We start from the raw sequence: 16205 nt of genomic DNA, 5'->3' as shown, positions 1-16205 counted from the left end.
CGCGGACGACGGCCGGCGGCCGTTCGGTTGCGGCCCGAACCGGGACGTGAGCGGCCGGTCAAGACTGCCGGAATCCGGAAATGCCGCGCGTCCCCCGCACCTGCCACGATCACTGCGGCCGTTCGGAGAGCCGACGAGGGGATGAGGGGGCGCAACGGGAATGGGGGAGTTCACCGCTGTCGTCCTCGGCTTTCCGACCGTGCTGTTCGGAGGGGCGATGCTGGTCGTGGTGGCCTTCTGGGGCCTTGTGCTGCTCGGCGGTGCCGACGCGCACGGCCCGGGCCACCACGGCCATCTCGGCTCCCACCACGCCGGGCCGCACCCGGCGTCCGGCCGCGGGACCGGCTCCCCGGCGAACGGCCCGCACGCGAACGGCTCCCACCACGCCGGGCCGCGCGGTTCGCTGACCGCGGCCACCGGACTGGACGGCGTGCCCGTCACCATCGTGCTGTCGCTGCTGGTCACCTACGCCTGGTTCCTGAGCCTGACCGGCTCCGTCGCGGTCGACGGCGCCGTCCCGCACGGCCTCGCGCGCACCGCGCTCGACGTCGCCGTGCTCGGCGCGGCCCTCGTCGGCTCCTGGTTCCTCACCTGGCTGTCCGTCCGCCCGCTGCGGCGGCTCTTCCCCGACCGGCGCCCGCCGTCCCGCGAGGACTTCGTCGGGCGGCTGTGCACGGTCCGCACCGGCCGCGTCACCGGCGCGTTCGGCCAGGCCGAGGTCGCCGCGCCGGACGGCTCCACCGCCGTCGTCCAGGTGCGGCAGAGCGGCGAGGAACGCCTCGCGGCCGGCAGCAGCGCCCTGCTCTACGCCTACGAGCCGGAGGGGGAGTTCTTCTGGGTCGCGCCGTTCGGCGACCCGCTGGGCTCCCCGCCGACCGGCCCCCTCGACGGCCCCGCCGTCCTCTGATCCGCGCACGCACCTGGTCCGCGCACCTGATCCGCACGTCGCCCGATCCGCGACTCCACCCTTTCCGCATCGAGGTTGATCCGTCATGGATGCCACCGCCCTGGGGATCGGCGTCACACTCGCCGTCCTCGCCCTGATCGCACTCGGCGTACTGCTCACCGTCAGCCGGCTCTTCCGCAAGGTCGAGCAGGGCCAGGCGCTGATCGTCTCCAAGACCCGGCAGGTGGACGTCACCTTCACCGGCGCCGTCGTCCTGCCGGTCCTGCACAACGCCGAGGTGATGGACATCTCGGTGAAGACCATCGAGATCCAGCGCACCGGCCGCGAGGGCCTGATCTGCCAGGACAACATCCGCGCCGACATCCACCTCACCTTCTTCGTCCGCGTCAACAAGACCGTCGAGGACGTGGTGAAGGTCGCGCAGGCGATCGGCACCGAGCGGGCCAGCCACCAGCAGACGCTGCAGGCGCTGTTCAGCGCGAAGTTCTCCGAGGCGCTCAAGACCGTCGGCAAGCAGCTGGACTTCGTCGACCTCTACACCCACCGCGAGCACTTCCGCGACCAGATCATCCAGGTCATCGGCACCGACCTCAACGGCTACCACCTCGAGGACTGCGCGATCGACTTCCTGGAGCAGACGCCGGTCACCCAGCTCGACCCGGCCAACATCCTCGACGCGCAGGGCATCCGCAAGATCACCGAGCTGACGGTGATCGAGCACGTGCGGACCAACGAGTCGCAGCGCACCGAGCAGAAGGAGATCACCCGGCAGAACGTCGAGGCGCGGGAGACCATCCTGGAGCTCGAACGCCGCCAGGCCGAGGCCGAGATCAAGCAGCGTCGCGAAGTGGAGACGCTGCGGGCCCGCGAGGAGGCGGTGACCGCGAAGGTCCAGGAGGAGGAACGCCTGGGCTCGCAGGGCGCGTTCATCCGCACCGAGGAGTCGCTGGGCGTCCAGCGGGAGAACCAGGCCCGCGAGGTCGCGGTCGCCCAGAAGAACCGCGAGCGGGTCATCGCGGTGGAGAACGAGCGGATCGAGAAGGACCGCGTGCTGGAGGTCATCGCCCGCGAACGGGAGACCGAACTCGCCCGCATCTCCAAGGACAAGGAGGTCGAGGGCGAGCGCCGCGAGGTCGCCGACGTGGTGCGCGAACGCATCGCGGTCGAGCGCACGGTCGCCGAACAGGAGGAGTCGATCAAGCAGTTGCGGCTCGTCCAGGAGGCCGAACGGGAACGGCAGGCGCTCGTCATCACCGCGGAGGCGCAGGCGCAGGAGCGGCTGGTCAAGGACATCAAGGCCGCGGAGGCCGCCGAGCAGGCCGCGCAGCACAAGGCGCGCGAGGCGCTGACCATGGCCGAGGCCCGCAAGCGCGCCGCCGACCTCGACGCCGACGCCAAGGTCCGGCTCGCCGAGGGACTGCGGGCCGAGGCGGCCGCGGCGGGCCTGGCCGAGGTCGAGGTGCAGGAGCGCAGCGCCGAGGCGATCAGCAAGGTGGGCGCCGCCGAGGCCGCCGCGATGACCGCCCGGCTCACGGCGGAGGCCGAGGGCGCCCGGCAGCTGGCGCTGGCCACCGCCGAGGGCACCGCGGCGCAGGCAGGCGCGGAGGCCGCGATGATCGGCGAGCGGCTCAAGGCCGAGGCCGCGGGCCTGACCGAGAAGGCCGCGGCGATGGCGGCGCTGGACGACGCGTCGCGCGGCCACGAGGAGTACCGGCTGCGGCTGGCCGCCGAGAAGGAGATCCGGCTCGCCGGGCTCGACACCCAGCGGCAGATCGCCGAGGCGCAGGCCACCGTGCTCGCGGGCGGCCTGGAGAAGGCCGACATCAGCATCGTCGGCGGCGAGGACGTGTTCGTCGACCGGCTGCTGGCGGCGGTCAGCGCGAGCCGCGCGGTCGACTCGTTCGTCGCCGGCTCCGAGACCGTGCGGAGCGCGGCCGCGCCCTGGCTGGACGGCTCCGGCCGCTTCACCGAGGACGCTACGCGGGTGCTGGCGCAGTTCGGCGCGAACAACGGGAACCTGGGGGCGCTGCTCGGGCGGCTCGGGCTCGCGGTCCCGGCTCAGGGCCAGACTCAGGTTCCGGTACCGGCTCAGGCTCCGGCTCCGGCCCCGGCCCCGGCCCCGGCTGACGGTGCCGCGGTCCCGGCGGCGAACGGACTCGTGAAGCAGTGAACGCCGTGCACGACGGGAGCGACCCCGGCGAGGATTCCGGCCCGGCGGGGGAGGCGGTGCCCGCGACCGGGCCGGGCGCCCCAGGGGCCGGCGAGGAGGCCGGGGACGGCGCGGCGCTGCTGCGGGCACGGCTCGTCGCGGCGGGGCGTGAGCTCGCCGAGCGGGCCGGGGCGCTGGAGGCCCGCCGCCAGGAGGTGTTCGGCGGCGGTGAACTGGTGCTGGCCGGCGCCGATTCCGTGCCCACCGCCCGCCCCGCCGTGCCGGCCGACCTCGCGCCGGTCGGCCCCTGCGCCCTCTTCGCGTCCAACCCCGCCGAGGTCACCGACCCCGCCGACGTCTTCCGGCTGCTGCCGGTGGCCGCAGTCGGGCGGCCGGACGGTGACGCGGACAGTGACGCAAACGGTGACGCGGACGCGGGCGGGCGGCCGACCGGCGGGTCCGCGGGCGCGGCCCGGGACGCGCGGGCGGACGAGGCCGCCGGGCCGGACGTGCCGGGGCTGCTGGACGACGCCGAGTTCCTGCGGGACTTCCGGGAGCTGTACCGGTACTACCGGGACACCCGGGTGCTGCGGTTGCGGGTCGAGGAGGACCGGCTGCTCGCGGTGTTCCGGACCGGCGCCGAGCCGTCGGACGTCCCCGTGCTGTCGTGGAAGGCGGAACGCGACGGGTCGTACCGCTACCAGGGCACGTCCCGTGAGGCGCCGCCGGCCGGCGCGGTCCACGAGATCGGCCGGATCCCGGTCGACCGGGACCGCCATGTGCCGGGCCGGCGGCCGCACATCGCCCTCACCGCGGAGGACGGCGGCCGCGTCACCCTGCGGACCACCGGCGGGACGCTGCGCGTCGCCACCGGTGAGTCCGGCCGCGAGACGGTCCACGAGGAGCCCGTCGAGGACGCGCTGCAGTCGCTGGCGGACGCCGACGTCGCGTACGCCGCGGTCGGCCCGCTGGTGCTGCTGCGGGTGCGGCCGTACCGGGAGGACGCCGACCGGCACTTCGTCGTCAACACCCGCACGGCGACGATCGACCGGGCCGACGCCCTGGCCCGCACCTGCCTGCCGCTGCCCGACGGGCAGGGCGTGGTGTTCCCCGGCGGGTACGCGCTCGCCGCCGGCGGCCTGCGCACCTTCGACCTGGGACCCGAAGTCCCGGCTGAGCAGCTGGAGTTCGAGCGGCTGGTGCGGTCCCCGGGCGGCGAGGACGTGCTGTACGTCTTCCACGCCGCCGCCGACGGGCGCCGCCTGCTGCTGCCGTACCGCACGATCTCCCAGGAGGCCGCGGCGCCGCTGCACGTCCAGGGCTGCGCGCTGTTCGACGACGGCACCCTGCTCACCCTGCGGCCCGCGGACGGCGGCGAACCCGCCCGGGTCCACACCGTGCAGCGCTGGCACACCCCGTACCTCGCGGACACCTTCGCGCCGGCGGCCGGCGACGGCCCGCTGCAGCGGATCGGCAACCCGGACCTCGTCCGCGCGGTGTCCGACGCCCTGTCGCTGGCCCGCGCCGCCCGCGAACCGGCCCCGACCGCGGCGGCGTACGAGGCTCTGGCGGCCGCGGCCGACCGCGTCCTGGACCGGCACCACTGGCTCACCGGGCCCGAGGCCGGCGGCCTGGCCGGACCGCTGGAGCGGGCGCGACACACCGCGCGGCAGATGGTCGCTGCCCACGCCCGGGCCGGAGAGCTGACCGCGCGGGCCGCGGCCGCCGCCGACGAGGTCGAGGCGCGCATCGCCGGGCTGGGCCGCCGGGTCCGCGGCGAGGCGACCGCGAGCGCCGACGAGTGGGTCGCCCGCCTCACCGAACTGCGCGCCGCCCAGGGCCGGCTGGCCTCGCTGCGGGAGATGCGGTACGCCGATCCGGCCCGGCTGGACGCGCTCGGCGCCGGCCTGGGCGGGCACCTGGCCGAGGCGGCCGGGCGGGCGGCCGCGTGCCTCGCCGAGGAGCACGCCTTCGACGGCTACCGGCAGCGCGTGGCGGAGACGGCCGCCGCGGCCGGGGCGATCGCGACCGCCGCGGCCGCCGGGCCGGTCGCCGAGCGGCTGGCGGAGCAGGCCGCCGGCCTGGCCACGGTCACCGAGACCGTCGCCGGTCTCGGCCTGGCCGACGCGACCGTGCGCACCCGGATCCTGGACCTGGCCTCCGCCGTCCTCGCCGAGGTCAACCAGGCCCGCGCCCTGCTGGACGCGCGCCGCCGCGAGCTGACCGCGGCCGAGTCGGACGCCGAGTTCGCCGCCCAGTCCGCCCTGCTGGCGCAGGAGGTGAGCGGGGCGCTGGCCGCGGCCGCCACGCCCGAGGCGTGCGACGAGCAGCTCGGCCGGCTGCTGGTCAGGGTCGAGAACCTCACCACGCGGTTCACCGCCGACCCGGAGCGGCTCGCCGCGCTCGACGTCCGCCGCGACGAGATCCAGCAGGCGTTCTCCGGCCGCCGCCAGGCGCTCGCCGACGAACGGGCCCTGCGCGTACGGCAGCTGACCGGTTCCGCGGCGCGGGTTCTGGACGGCGTGCGGCGACGCGCCGCGGCCGCGGACTCCCTCGACGCGCTCAACACCTATCTCGCCGCCGACCCGATGGCCGCCGAACACCGCCGGATCGCGGACCGGTTGCGGGCCATGGGCGAGCCGTCGCGGGCCGCCGAGCTCGACGCGGCGCTGGCCGCGGCACGTCAGGACGCGGGCCGCGCGCTGCGCGACCGTCTCGACCTGTACGAGGACGGCGGCGCCACCCTGCGGCTGGGCCGCCACCGCTTCCCCGTCAACCCGCACCCGTTCGCCCTCGCGCTCGTCCCGCACGGCGACGGCCTGGCCTTCACCGTCAGCGCCACCGACTACCTCGTGCCGGTCACCGACCCGGAGTTCGCCGCGACCCGGCGCTTCTGGGACCGGCCGCTGCCGTCCGAGACCCCCGAGCTGTACCGGGCCGAGTACCTGGCCGCCTGCCTGCTGCTGGACGCGCAGGCCGCGGCACGGCCGCTGCCGCAGGACGCCGACGAGGCCGAGCGGCTGGTGCGGGAGGCGGTCGCCGCGCGCCCGGGGGAGGGGTACGAGCGCGGGGTGCACGACCACGACGCGGCGCTGATCCTGGCCGCGTTGTCCCGGCTGGCCGCCGGCGCCGGACTGCTGCGCCACCCGGCCGCCGTGCGGGCCGCGGCGCAGCTGTTCTGGGTCCACGGCGTCCCCGCCGCGGCCCGCGCCGGGTGGACCACCCGCGCGCGCTCGCTGACCCGCGCGGCCGCGTCCTTCGGCGGCGGTCCGGCACTGGCGGAGCTGGCGCGGGAGATCGGGGCGGCCGCGGCGGATTTCCTGGAGCCGCGCGGCCTGGGGCCCGCGCGCGCCGCCCTGGGCCCGGACGCGCACCCGGTGGGGGAGGAGCCGGCGGACGGGCGGCTGGTGGGCGAGTACCTGGTGGCCGAACTGGCCGACGAGCGGCCGGGGTTCGCCGAGGGCCCGGGCGCGCGGGAACTGCGCGAACGCCTGACCGCGGCGCTCGGCGGCCCGGAGGGCGTGCCCTTCAAGGAGCTGGCCGCCGACCTGGAGGCGCTCGGCGCGGACCCCGCGGCGGGCCGGCAACTGGCGGAGGCGTGGCTGGCCGGACTCGGCGGCGAACCGGGCGACCGGGCCGAGGCCGCGGCCGTCCTGGTCTGCGGCGCCGCGGCCGACCACTACCCCGTGGACGCGCCCGTCGAGGCCCGCGTGGACGGCCTGCTCGGCGCGCACCCGCGCACGGCCGGCCGCCGGCTGACCCTGCGCCTGGACGAACTGCTGCCCCGGGTGCGGCGGTTCAGGGCCGAGGAGGTGCCCGCGTACGCGGCGTACCAGCGGCACCGGACGGCCGTGCTGGAGGCCGAACGCCGCCGCCTGGACCTGGACGCCCACCGCCCGCGCCCGCTCACCGGGTTCGTCCGCAACCGGCTGCTGGACGAGGTGTACCTGCCGCTGGTCGGCGACAGCCTGGCCAAGCAGTTCGGCCCGTCGGGCGGCCTGCTGATGCTCATGTCCCCGCCCGGCTACGGCAAGACGTCCCTGGTCGAGTACGTGGCGTCACGGCTCGGCCTGGCGCTGGTGCAGGTGTCCGGGCCCGCGCTGGGCAGCGGCGTGACGTCCCTCGACCCGGCGGCGGCGCCCGACGCGGCGGCCCGCCGCGAGGTGGAGAAGATCGACCTCGCCCTGCGGCTCGGCTCCAACGTCCTGCTCTACCTCGACGACATCCAGCACACCTCGCCCGAACTGCTCCAGAAGTTCATCCCGCTGTGCGACGCCCAGCGGCGGATCGAGGGCGCGCACGGCACGTACGACCTGCGCGGGCGCCGGTTCGCGGTGTGCATGGCCGGCAACCCCTACACCGGCTCGGGCACGGTCTTCCGGGTGCCGGACATGCTCGCCAACCGCGCCGACGTGTGGAACCTCGGTGACGTGCTGTCCGGCCGCGAGGACCTGTTCGCGTTCAGCTACGTGGAGAACGCGCTGACCGCCAACCCGGTCCTGGCACCGCTCGCCGGCCGCGACCGGGCGGACCTGGAACTGCTGGTCCGGCTCGCCGAGGGCGACCCGACGGCCCGCCCGGAGGACCTGCGGCACCCCTGTCCGGCGGCGGACCGCGCCGAGATCACCGCGGTGCTGCGCCACCTGCTGCGGGCCCGCCGCACCCTGCTCGCCGTCAACGCCGCCTACATCGCGTCGGCCGCGCAGTCGCCGCGCACCCGCACCGAGCCGCCGTTCCTGCTGCAGGGCTCCTACCGGACGATGACGGCGATCGCCGCGCGGATCGTGCCCGCCATGGACGACGCCGAACTCGACGCCCTGGTCGGTGACCACTACCGGGCCGAGGCGCAGACCCTGGCGGCCGGCGCCGAGGCGTCGCTGCTCAAGCTCGCCGAGCTGCGCGGCGCCCTCACCGGCCGGCAGGCCGCGCGCTGGGCCGCCCTGAAGGAGGAGACGGTCAGGACGGCCACCGGCTGACCACGCAGGTCACGGCCACCGTCCGGCGGCGGGCGTCACGGCCACCGCCCGGCCGCGGGCGGGCCGTCGTCCCCTGGGACGCGGCCGAGCAGCCCGCGGCCCAGCGCGGACGCGACGTGCACGACCGTGTTGCCGTGGCGGGTGCTGGTGATCAGCCCGGCCTCCCGCAGCACGGCGGCGTGCCGGCTCGCCGACGGCACGGACACCCCGAGCCGGCACGCGAGTTCGGTGGTGGACAGCGGGACCACCAGCTCCTGCAGCGCCTCGGCCCGGGTACGGCCGAGCAGTTCGGCCAGCCGGCCGGGCGCCTGGCGGGCGTGGGGCTCGGCGCGGGCCACCGGATAGACCAGCACCGGCGGCAGCTCGGGGTCGATGAAGGTGACCGGCGCGCCCCAGCAGAAGTACGCCGGGACCAGCGTCAGCCCGCGGCCGGCCAGGTACAGGTCGCGGTCGGCCGGATAGTCGCTCTCCAGCACCGGCGGCGACCAGCGCAGGGGCGGCGGCAGGCCGCGCAGCAGCGCGTGCACCCCACCGTGCAGCAGGTCGTGGGCGCGCAGCGACCGGTCGGCGTCCACGGCCGTGTCGATCGCCCGCTGCTGGGGCAGCAGCACGGTCCGCCCGTAGGCGCGCATCGCGTCGGCCACCGCCGCCAGCCGCCGGGGCTGCCCGCCGGCCAGCTCCCGCACCCAGGAGGGCGGCCGGCGGTCGCGGAAGACGCCCGCCAGGTCGGCCCGCAGCGCCTCGCCGGGCGTGGACCGCACGGCGTCGACGGCCTGCGGGAGGCCGGCGGTGTGGTGGTGCGGTGTGAGGAAGTCGGGGAAGTCGCCGACCGGGCCGACGAGCGTGGTCAGCAGGCGGGTCGGGCGGCTGAGGCCGGGGGCGGCGAGGGCGCCGCTCGCGCGGCTGCGCCAGGGGCGGAACACCGCCGGCACCTGGGGGTTCTGCAGCACCGCCAGGCTCAGCACCAGCTCCCACAGCATGTCCGCGCACCGCACGAGGGCGACGCGGGCCAGGTCCTCGGCCGTGAAGTGGATCCGCAGCGCCAAAGTTGACCACCGTTCCGCAGCCCCGGCCGTGGTGTTTTCGCTGCGGCTCAATCTAGTGGCCGGGCGCGCCCGGCGGGCCTGATCCTGGGGGCCCCGCCCGGGGAAGCCGGGGGGCCGCACCACAACGGGGGTGTGAAGGCGGCGGACCGGTCGGTACGCCGCCTTCGCGGTCGTGGCGCCCACAGCCGTGGCGGGCACGGCGGCGGGCGTCGCGGTCAGCCGTTCGCGGACAGCACCTCGTCGTCGCTGAGGAGGTGCGACAGCGGCTCGTCACCCTGGATCTGGCTGGAGTTGTCGTCGCACTGCTGGTTCTCCGGCGAGTCCAGGACGTTGACGTCCTGCACGGTGATCGGGATCAGGCCGATCAGCGAGCCGAGGTCGGCGTGGCCGTCCAGCCCCACGCACGGCTTGTTCAGCGAGCCCTGGACGAGGCCCAGCTCGGGGCTCTCGTTGCCGCCGGTCGTCGTGTTGCCGAACGACTCGCTGGAGTTGTTGCCGTCGAGGGTGATGGTGTCGTGGTCGTTGGCCGGCGCCGCGACGGCGGTCCCGGCGGTGCCGGTGATCACCGCGGCGGCGAGACCGACGGCGGCCAGGACGGTACGGATGCGCATGACGCTCCTCTGGGTTCACGGTTCACAGAACGGTCGGAAAGATCGCAAAGACGACAATCAGACAGTTCCACCCGTCGCGCCCGTATGTCCCTCTTTCACCTGAGTGGTGGCGCGCCGCCCGTCGCCGTGCCGGCCGGCGCCCGGCCGAACAGCGGGCCCAGCCGTCGCGAGCCGCGGAGCTGCTCCACGGCCGGCGCGGCCCGCCGGGCGGCCACCGTCAGCGGCCAGGCCACGGCCACGCCCACCACGACGCCCGCCAGGACGTCGTGCGGGTAGTGCACGCCGATCCACACCCGCGAGGCCGCCAGCAGCACCGCGACGGGCACCGCCGTCCAGCCCAGCCGCCGGTCGGCGATCAGCAGGGCCACGGCGGCCGCGACGGCGATCGCCGTGTGGTTGCTGGGGAAGGACCAGTCGCCGAGCCCCGGGCACGTCTCGACCGTGACGGTGTGCAGGGTCTGGCAGGGCCGCTGCTCGTCGAACAGCGACTTGATCACGTCGTTCACCAGATAGGCCACGACCACGACCAGCGGGACGGACAGCGCGGTGGCCATTCTGGCGGCGTTCGCGGGCCGCGCCCGCCACCAGGCCACCAGCATCAGCACCGCGAAGACGGCGAGGCCGTAGTCGCTGAAGAAGCGGACGGTCTCGTCGAGCGGCCCGGGGGTGCGCTGGGCCAGGTCGGTCACCCAGCGGTAGAGACCGGCGTCGAACTGGGAGGTCACAGGCGCTCCGGGTCCGCCGGACGGCTCGCCCTCCGGTCGGCACGGTGAGCTCCCCCGGGGGTGCCCGCCGCGTCGCCGGGCGCCCCGGGCCGGGAGGCCGCGCCTCCGGCCGCCCCGGTCGCTCCGGTCGTCCCGGCCGGCCCGGTCGCTCCGGCCGGCCCGGTGCCGGGCTGGTTGCCGGCCGCACGGTTCGCGCGGCCGCGCCGCAGTTCGAGCGCGAGCGGCAGCAGCGAGACGACGACGATCAGCGCGACGATCGGCAGCAGGTAGGTGTCGACGTGCGGGACCGACGAGCCCAGGCCGTACCCGGCGAGCACCAGGCCCACCGACCACACCAGGCCGCCGGCGACCTGCCACAGCGTGAAGGCGCGGGCCGGCACGCCCAGCGCCCCGGCCAGCGGGTTGAGCACCGTGCGGACCACCGGGATGAACCGGGCCAGCACCACCGCCTTGGCGTGCCCGTACCGCTCCAGCAGCTCCGACGCCCGGGCCGCTCCCTCGTGCAGCTTGCGGTTCCGCGTCCTGGCCAGCAGTGCCGGGCCCCCGCGGCGGCCGATGACGTACCCGGTCTGCGCACCGAGCAGCGCACCGGCCGCGGCGGCGATCAGCACCTGCCACAACGAGAGGTGCACCACGTCCGAGGCGCCGGACACGCTCAGCAGTCCGGCGGTGAAGAGCAGCGAGTCGCCGGGCAGGAAGAAGCCGACGAGCAGGCCGGTCTCGGCGAACATCACGACCGCGATGCCGAGCGCCCCGAAGGACGACAGCAGCGAGGTCGCGTCCAGCACGTTCACGGCCTGATCGAGCACGGGCAGGGGCATGGCGGTGGGGCCCTCCCATAATGGGTCCGGAGGCGCGTCGGGGGCGCCGCTACCGTCTACAGTGATGTAGTCGGTCTACAGCACTGTAGACGAACCAGCGGGAAGGGGCGATCGAGCGATGCCGGACGCCAGCGCGGGACGCCGCCCTTCGGGGGAGTTGGAGGCGAGCGTGCTCGCCGCCCTGTGGGCGGCGGACGGGCACGCGATGACGCCGGCCGACGTCCAGCGCGAGCTGGGCTCGTCGCTCGCCCGCACCACGGTGACGACGATCCTGGCCCGCCTGCACGACAAGGGTACGGTCAGCCGCACCCGCTCCGGCCGCGGATACGCCTACCTGCCGGTCCAGGACTCCCCGGGACTGGCCGCGCGGCGGATGCGCACCGAACTCGACAAGTCCGGTGAGGACGACCGCCACACCGTCCTGGCCCGGTTCGTCTCCGAACTCGCCCCCGACGACGAGGCGCTGCTGCGCACGCTGCTCGCCCAGGCCGACCGCGCCGAGACGGCGGGCCGCTCCGCGGGTCCGGACGGAGGCCTCGCCGGATGAACGTGGCCGTGTGGCTCCCCCTGCTGCTGCCGCTGGTGGCCGGGCCGGCCGCCCGCCGCCTGGCCGACGCGCTCCCGCCGCGGGCCGCGGCATGGCTGCTGGCCGGCTCCGCCGTGGTCCTCGCCGGCTCCAGCACCGCCGCCCTCGTGCTGCTGGCCGGCGCCGGCGCGCTGCGGCTGCCGCCGATCGCCGCGCTGGGAGACCTGCGGCTGCCCCTCGTCGGCGACGAGGTGACGGTGCCGGCCGCGTGCGCGGCGGCCGTCCTCCTCGCTTCCGTCGCGGTCGCCGTGGTGCGGACCGCCCGGCGGCACACGGTGATCACCGCGCGGGCCCGCAGGGCGGCCACCCGGGCCGGCAGCGCCGCGGGCGACCTCACCGTCCTCCAGGACGCCGACGCCGACGCGTACGCGCTGCCCGGGAGGCCCGGCCGGATCGTCGTCACCACCGGCATGCTGCGGGCGCTGAACGCGGAGGAGCGCGAGGCGCTGCTCGCCCACGAGCGCGCCCACCTGGCCGGACGCCACCACCTCTTCCTCGCCGCCTGCGCGCTCTCAGCCGCCTGCCACCCGGCCCTGCGGACGCTGGCCGCGCCGCTGTCCTACGCGCTCGAACGCTGGGCCGACGAGTCGGCCGCCGACGCGGTCGGCGACCGGCGGCTGGCCGCCCGGGCGATCGGCCGCGCCGCGCTGGCCGCCGGGCCCCACCACCGGGCCCACGTCGCGCTGTCCGCGACCACGGGGCCCGTCCCCCGCCGGGTCGCGGCCCTGCTCGCCGCCGCGCCCGTCCCGCTCCTGCGCGCCCGGGCGCCCCGCGCGATCGCCGCGGTGCTCGTCGGGTGCCTGGCGCTGTCCGCGGCCTGCGCGTTGGAGGCTGCGCATGATCTGCACGGGTCGATCGAGGTGGCCCAGGGGGAGCGCGCATGAAGCGGGCCTCAGCGCTGAGAGGTTTTGGGCCGGGCTCGGCCTGAGTACGGGGTGTCCCTGGCGGGGGGCCGCCTCGGGGTGGGCCCTGCCCCGGGGGTGCGTTGCCGGCGGAACGGTTCGCCTCGGTTGCTCGCGCTGGAGGCACCTCCCGGGCGGAGCCTGGGGGACCCCGAGCCCCTGCGGGGCTTGGGGTGCCCCCTGGGGTGTCTTGCCGGCGAACGGTTCGCTGTGGTTGCTCGCGCTGGGGGCACCTCCCGGGCGGAGCCTGGGGGACCCCGCGCCCCTGACGGGGCTTGGGCTGTGCCCTGGGAGTGCGTTGCCGGCGTGCGAGGCTTGGGGGGCGGGTGGGAGTGGAAGGTGGAGTGTGGACGGGTTTGAGGTGGCGCTGGGGGCGGCGGTCGGGGCCGGGGGGCGCGAGCGGGAGCTGGACACGGCGGCCTCGCTGCTGGCGGCGGCCGGCGACGGCTGGGACACGGTGGCCGCCGAGGCCGCGGCGCGGATCGTGCGGGAGGCCGGGGCGCGCGGCTGGACGGTCCCGGACCTGGTCCGTATGACCGGACGCGAACTCACCGCCCGCCACCAGCGCCTCGCCGAGGCCGTGCTGCCCGGCGAAGGCGGCCTCACCGCGTTCGTGGCCGCCGAACGCCTCGACCGTTTCTCGGCGGCCGCCGAGTTCGTCGAGGTGCTGTGCCTGTGCGCCCGCCTGCCCCGCATCCCGGTGCTGGCCGTGCCCGCCCGGCCCACGGGCCCCGCGTCGAAGATGCTCGGGCGGATCCGGGCGCTGCTGGCCAAGGCGGAGTCCACCGGTTTCCCCGAGGAGGCCGAGGCGCTCTCGGCGAAGGCGCAGCAGCTCATGGCCGCGCACAGCATCGACGAGGCGCTGCTCGGCCGGCGGGGCGACGGGCCGGCCGCCCGCAGGATCGGCGTCGACCGGCCGTACGAGGGGGCGAAGGCGCTGCTGCTCGACGCGGTGGCGGCGGCGAACCGGTGCGAGGCGGTGTGGGCGTCGGACTTCGGCTTCTCGACGGTGGTCGGGCATCCGGCGAACCTCGACGCGGTCGAGCTGCTGTTCACCTCGCTGCTGGTCCAGGCGGACCGGGCGCTGCACCGGGGGAAGTCCCGGTCCCGTGACTACCGCGAGAGCTTCCTCATCGCCTACGCGGCGGGGATCAGGGAGCGGCTGAGCGCCGCGGCCGCCGCGGAAGTGGCCGCACGCCCCGCCGACCTGCTGCTGCCCGCGCTCGCCGCGCGGGACCTCGCGGTGCGCGAGACCCGGGAGCGGCTCTTCCCGTCGACCAGGACGGCCCGCCTCAAGGGCCGTGACGCCGCGGGCTGGGCCGCCGGCCGCACCACCGCATCCGAGGCGCGTCTCTGAACCAGCCCGCCGCCCGCCCCGCCTGACGCCGCCCGCGCCTCACCTCTCGGGGTGAGATATCCGGTAATGCGCCCTTTCGGCGGAATGTCCGTGTGGAATCGGGTAGCCGAACCCCGTCCGCAGAGATCTCGGGGACGCGAGGACGACGGAAAGGCGGCAGGTCATGGCGAAGCACGCGAAGCCGAGCAAGGGCGAACGGGTCTCGTGGCGGAGTCACGGCGGCACGGCCGTGGGGCGGGTCACGCGCCGGATCACCGGGCGTACCAAGGCGGGCGGCCGGACCGTCGAGGCCTCGCCCGACGACCCCCAGTACGAGGTGCGCAGTGAGAAGTCCGGGGGTCGCGCGGTGCACCGGCCAGGCGCCCTGCGGGGCCGGGGCGGCGGCTCGTGACGGCCCGCGGACAGGACGGCCGCGGTGACCGCGAAGACGTCCTGCGCGACTTCCACGAGGCCGTGAACATGACCCCGCGCGAGCTGGAGGACTGGCTCGGCACCGAGGACTCGCGTGACGCCGGGCAGCAAAAGGGCGGCGGCGAGAGCGTCGGCCACGCCTCCGGGCGGCGCATCGTCACCCTGCTGCGCACCCGCAAGGACGATCTGGACGACGACGACCTCGCTCACATGCGCAAGGTCAGCGGATATGTGCACCGCCACCTCGCCCAGCGGCCCGGTGGCGACATCACGGACAGCACATGGCGGTACTCCTTGATGAACTGGGGGCACGATCCACGGAAGTGAGCGCGCGGCCGCGTGCGCCGCCGGTCGCAGGACGGAGGGTGCGGGAAATGAGCGCTCGGACAGGTGACGTGGACGCCGTGGTGGTCGGTGCCGGTGTCGCGGGGCTGGTGTGCGCGCAGGACCTGGTCGCGGCCGGGCTGCGGGTGCGGGTCCTGGAGGCGTCCGACCGGGTGGGCGGCCGGATGCGGACCGACGTACGGGACGGCTTCCGCTTCGACCGCGGGTTCCAGGTGGTCAACACGTCCTATCCGCAGATGAAGCGCCGGATGGATCTGCGCGGGCTGCGCCTGCGGCCGTTCAGCCCGGGCGTGCTGCTGTGCACCCCGCACGGCCGGCTGCGCTTCGCCGACCCGACCAGGACCCCGAAGCTGGCCGCCGACCTGCGGCCCGGGCGGCTGGGGTCGCTGCGGGACCTCGCGGGCCTGGCCATGCTCACCGGGCGGGACCTGCTGACGCCGCCGCGGCTGATCAAGCGGGCGGAGGACCGCACCACCCGGACGGCGCTGGCGGACGCGGCCATCGGCGAGGCGCTGGTGGAGACGCTGTTCCGGCCGTTCCTGTCGGGGGTGTTCCTGGAGGACGAGCTGGAGACCTCCAGCCGGTTCTTCCACCTGGTGTGGCGTTCGATGCTGCGCGGCACGCTGTGCCTGCCCGCCGACGGCGTCGCGGAGGTGCCCGAGCAGCTGGCCGCCACGCTGCCCGAGGGCACGGTGAGCCTGGGCACGCCGGTCGAACAGCTCACCGACGAGGGCGTGCTGACCGCCTACGGACGGGAGACGGCGGCGCCCGCGGTGGTCGTCGCCGCGGGACCGGCGGCGGCCGCCGCCCTGCTGCCCGGCCTGGACGTGCCGCCGGTCCGCTCGGTCACGACCTACTACCACGCCGCCCCCGAGACGCCGCTGGACGAGCCGACGCTGCTCGTCGACACCGCGCGGCGGGTGCTGAACACCGTGGTGGTGAGCGAGGTCAGCCCGGTGTACGCGCCGCGCGGCCGGGCGCTGGTGTCCACCTCGGTGCTCGGCGCGGACCACGGGCCGGGCAAGGAGGCCGAGGTCCGCGCGGTGCTCGCGGAGCTGTACGGGACGGACACCGGGGGCTGGGAGCCGGTGGCCGAGTACCCGGTGGCGGAGGCGCTGCCCGCGATGACCCCACCGTGGCCGCTCAGCCGCGGTACCCGACACGCCCCGGGCCGCTATGTCTGCGGCGACCACCGGGCTACCGGGTCGGTCCAGGGCGCGATGGCCTCCGGCGCCCGCGCGGCCCGGGAACTGCTCGCCGACCGGCGCTCCTGAGCCGGCCCGCCTCCCGGGCCCACCCGTTCCCGATCCGGCCCGTTCCCGATCCGGCCCGCCTCCCGGGCCCACCCGTTCCCGATCCGGCCGGACCG

The 16205-nt window shown here is 76.1% G+C and carries 12 protein-coding genes and 1 pseudogene; 9 read left to right on the top strand and 4 right to left on the bottom strand.

The window, feature by feature from the left end:
• Positions 1-160: 160 nt before the first annotated feature.
• From K7862_RS14920 to K7862_RS14910, 3 genes are all read left to right on the top strand, one after another.
• Complete coding sequence (locus tag K7862_RS14920; RefSeq protein WP_222963055.1) at positions 161-907, top strand: hypothetical protein; 747 nt, start codon at positions 161-163, stop codon at positions 905-907.
• A gap of 85 nt (positions 908-992) precedes the next feature.
• Positions 993-3077: a flotillin family protein gene (locus tag K7862_RS14915; protein WP_262413158.1), complete on the top strand. Its 2085-nt coding sequence runs from the start codon at positions 993-995 to the stop codon at positions 3075-3077.
• 5 nt (positions 3078-3082) lie between these two features.
• A complete protein-coding gene (locus tag K7862_RS14910) occupies positions 3083-8032 on the top strand; it encodes a DNA repair ATPase (protein WP_222963054.1) in 4950 nt (1649 codons plus the stop codon).
• Positions 8033-8067: 35 nt separating this feature from the next.
• Here K7862_RS14910 and K7862_RS14905 read toward each other — a convergent pair whose 3' ends face one another.
• From K7862_RS14905 to K7862_RS14890, 4 genes and pseudogenes are all read right to left on the bottom strand, one after another.
• Positions 8068-9078: an ArsR/SmtB family transcription factor gene (locus tag K7862_RS14905; RefSeq protein WP_222963053.1), complete on the bottom strand. Its 1011-nt coding sequence runs from the start codon at positions 9076-9078 to the stop codon at positions 8068-8070.
• A 215-nt stretch (positions 9079-9293) separates the two neighbouring features.
• Positions 9294-9689, bottom strand: a complete 396-nt coding sequence (locus K7862_RS14900; RefSeq protein WP_222963052.1) for a rodlin — start codon at positions 9687-9689, stop codon at positions 9294-9296.
• 95 nt (positions 9690-9784) lie between these two features.
• Positions 9785-10414, bottom strand: a complete 630-nt coding sequence (locus tag K7862_RS14895; protein WP_222963051.1) for a phosphatase PAP2 family protein — start codon at positions 10412-10414, stop codon at positions 9785-9787.
• Between the two features lie 170 nt (positions 10415-10584).
• Positions 10585-11235 (bottom strand): annotated as a pseudogene (locus K7862_RS14890) (DedA family protein); the annotation flags it as partial.
• A 118-nt stretch (positions 11236-11353) separates the two neighbouring features.
• On the opposite strand from K7862_RS14890, the gene K7862_RS14885 reads away from it, so the two are divergent.
• The 6 genes from K7862_RS14885 (at position 11354) to K7862_RS14860 (ending at position 16110) form a co-directional block, all read left to right on the top strand.
• Positions 11354-11782, top strand: coding sequence for a BlaI/MecI/CopY family transcriptional regulator (locus tag K7862_RS14885; protein WP_222963050.1), 429 nt, complete (start codon positions 11354-11356; stop codon positions 11780-11782).
• Positions 11779-12705: a M56 family metallopeptidase gene (locus K7862_RS14880; protein ID WP_222963049.1), complete on the top strand. Its 927-nt coding sequence runs from the start codon at positions 11779-11781 to the stop codon at positions 12703-12705. Before K7862_RS14885 ends, K7862_RS14880 begins: the two co-directional genes overlap by 4 nt.
• 364 nt (positions 12706-13069) lie before the next feature.
• Positions 13070-14080, top strand: coding sequence for a DUF2786 domain-containing protein (locus K7862_RS14875; protein ID WP_308011993.1), 1011 nt, complete (start codon positions 13070-13072; stop codon positions 14078-14080).
• 163 nt (positions 14081-14243) lie between these two features.
• Positions 14244-14471 carry a hypervirulence associated TUDOR domain-containing protein gene (locus K7862_RS14870; protein ID WP_222963047.1) on the top strand — a complete coding sequence of 76 codons (228 nt, stop codon included), beginning with the start codon at positions 14244-14246 and terminating at the stop codon, positions 14469-14471.
• Positions 14468-14818, top strand: a complete 351-nt coding sequence (locus K7862_RS14865; protein ID WP_222963046.1) for a DUF3140 domain-containing protein — start codon at positions 14468-14470, stop codon at positions 14816-14818. Before K7862_RS14870 ends, K7862_RS14865 begins: the two co-directional genes overlap by 4 nt.
• Positions 14819-14865: 47 nt before the next feature.
• Positions 14866-16110, top strand: a complete 1245-nt coding sequence (locus K7862_RS14860; RefSeq protein WP_262413156.1) for an NAD(P)/FAD-dependent oxidoreductase — start codon at positions 14866-14868, stop codon at positions 16108-16110.
• Positions 16111-16205 lie beyond the last annotated feature (95 nt).

Origin of the sequence: Actinacidiphila acidipaludis, assembly GCF_019890725.1 — a bacterium.
Lineage (GTDB): Bacteria > Actinomycetota > Actinomycetes > Streptomycetales > Streptomycetaceae > Actinacidiphila > Actinacidiphila acidipaludis.
The sequence above is the reverse complement of the archived record's forward strand: the minus strand, read 5'-3'. Positions and strand labels throughout refer to the sequence as shown.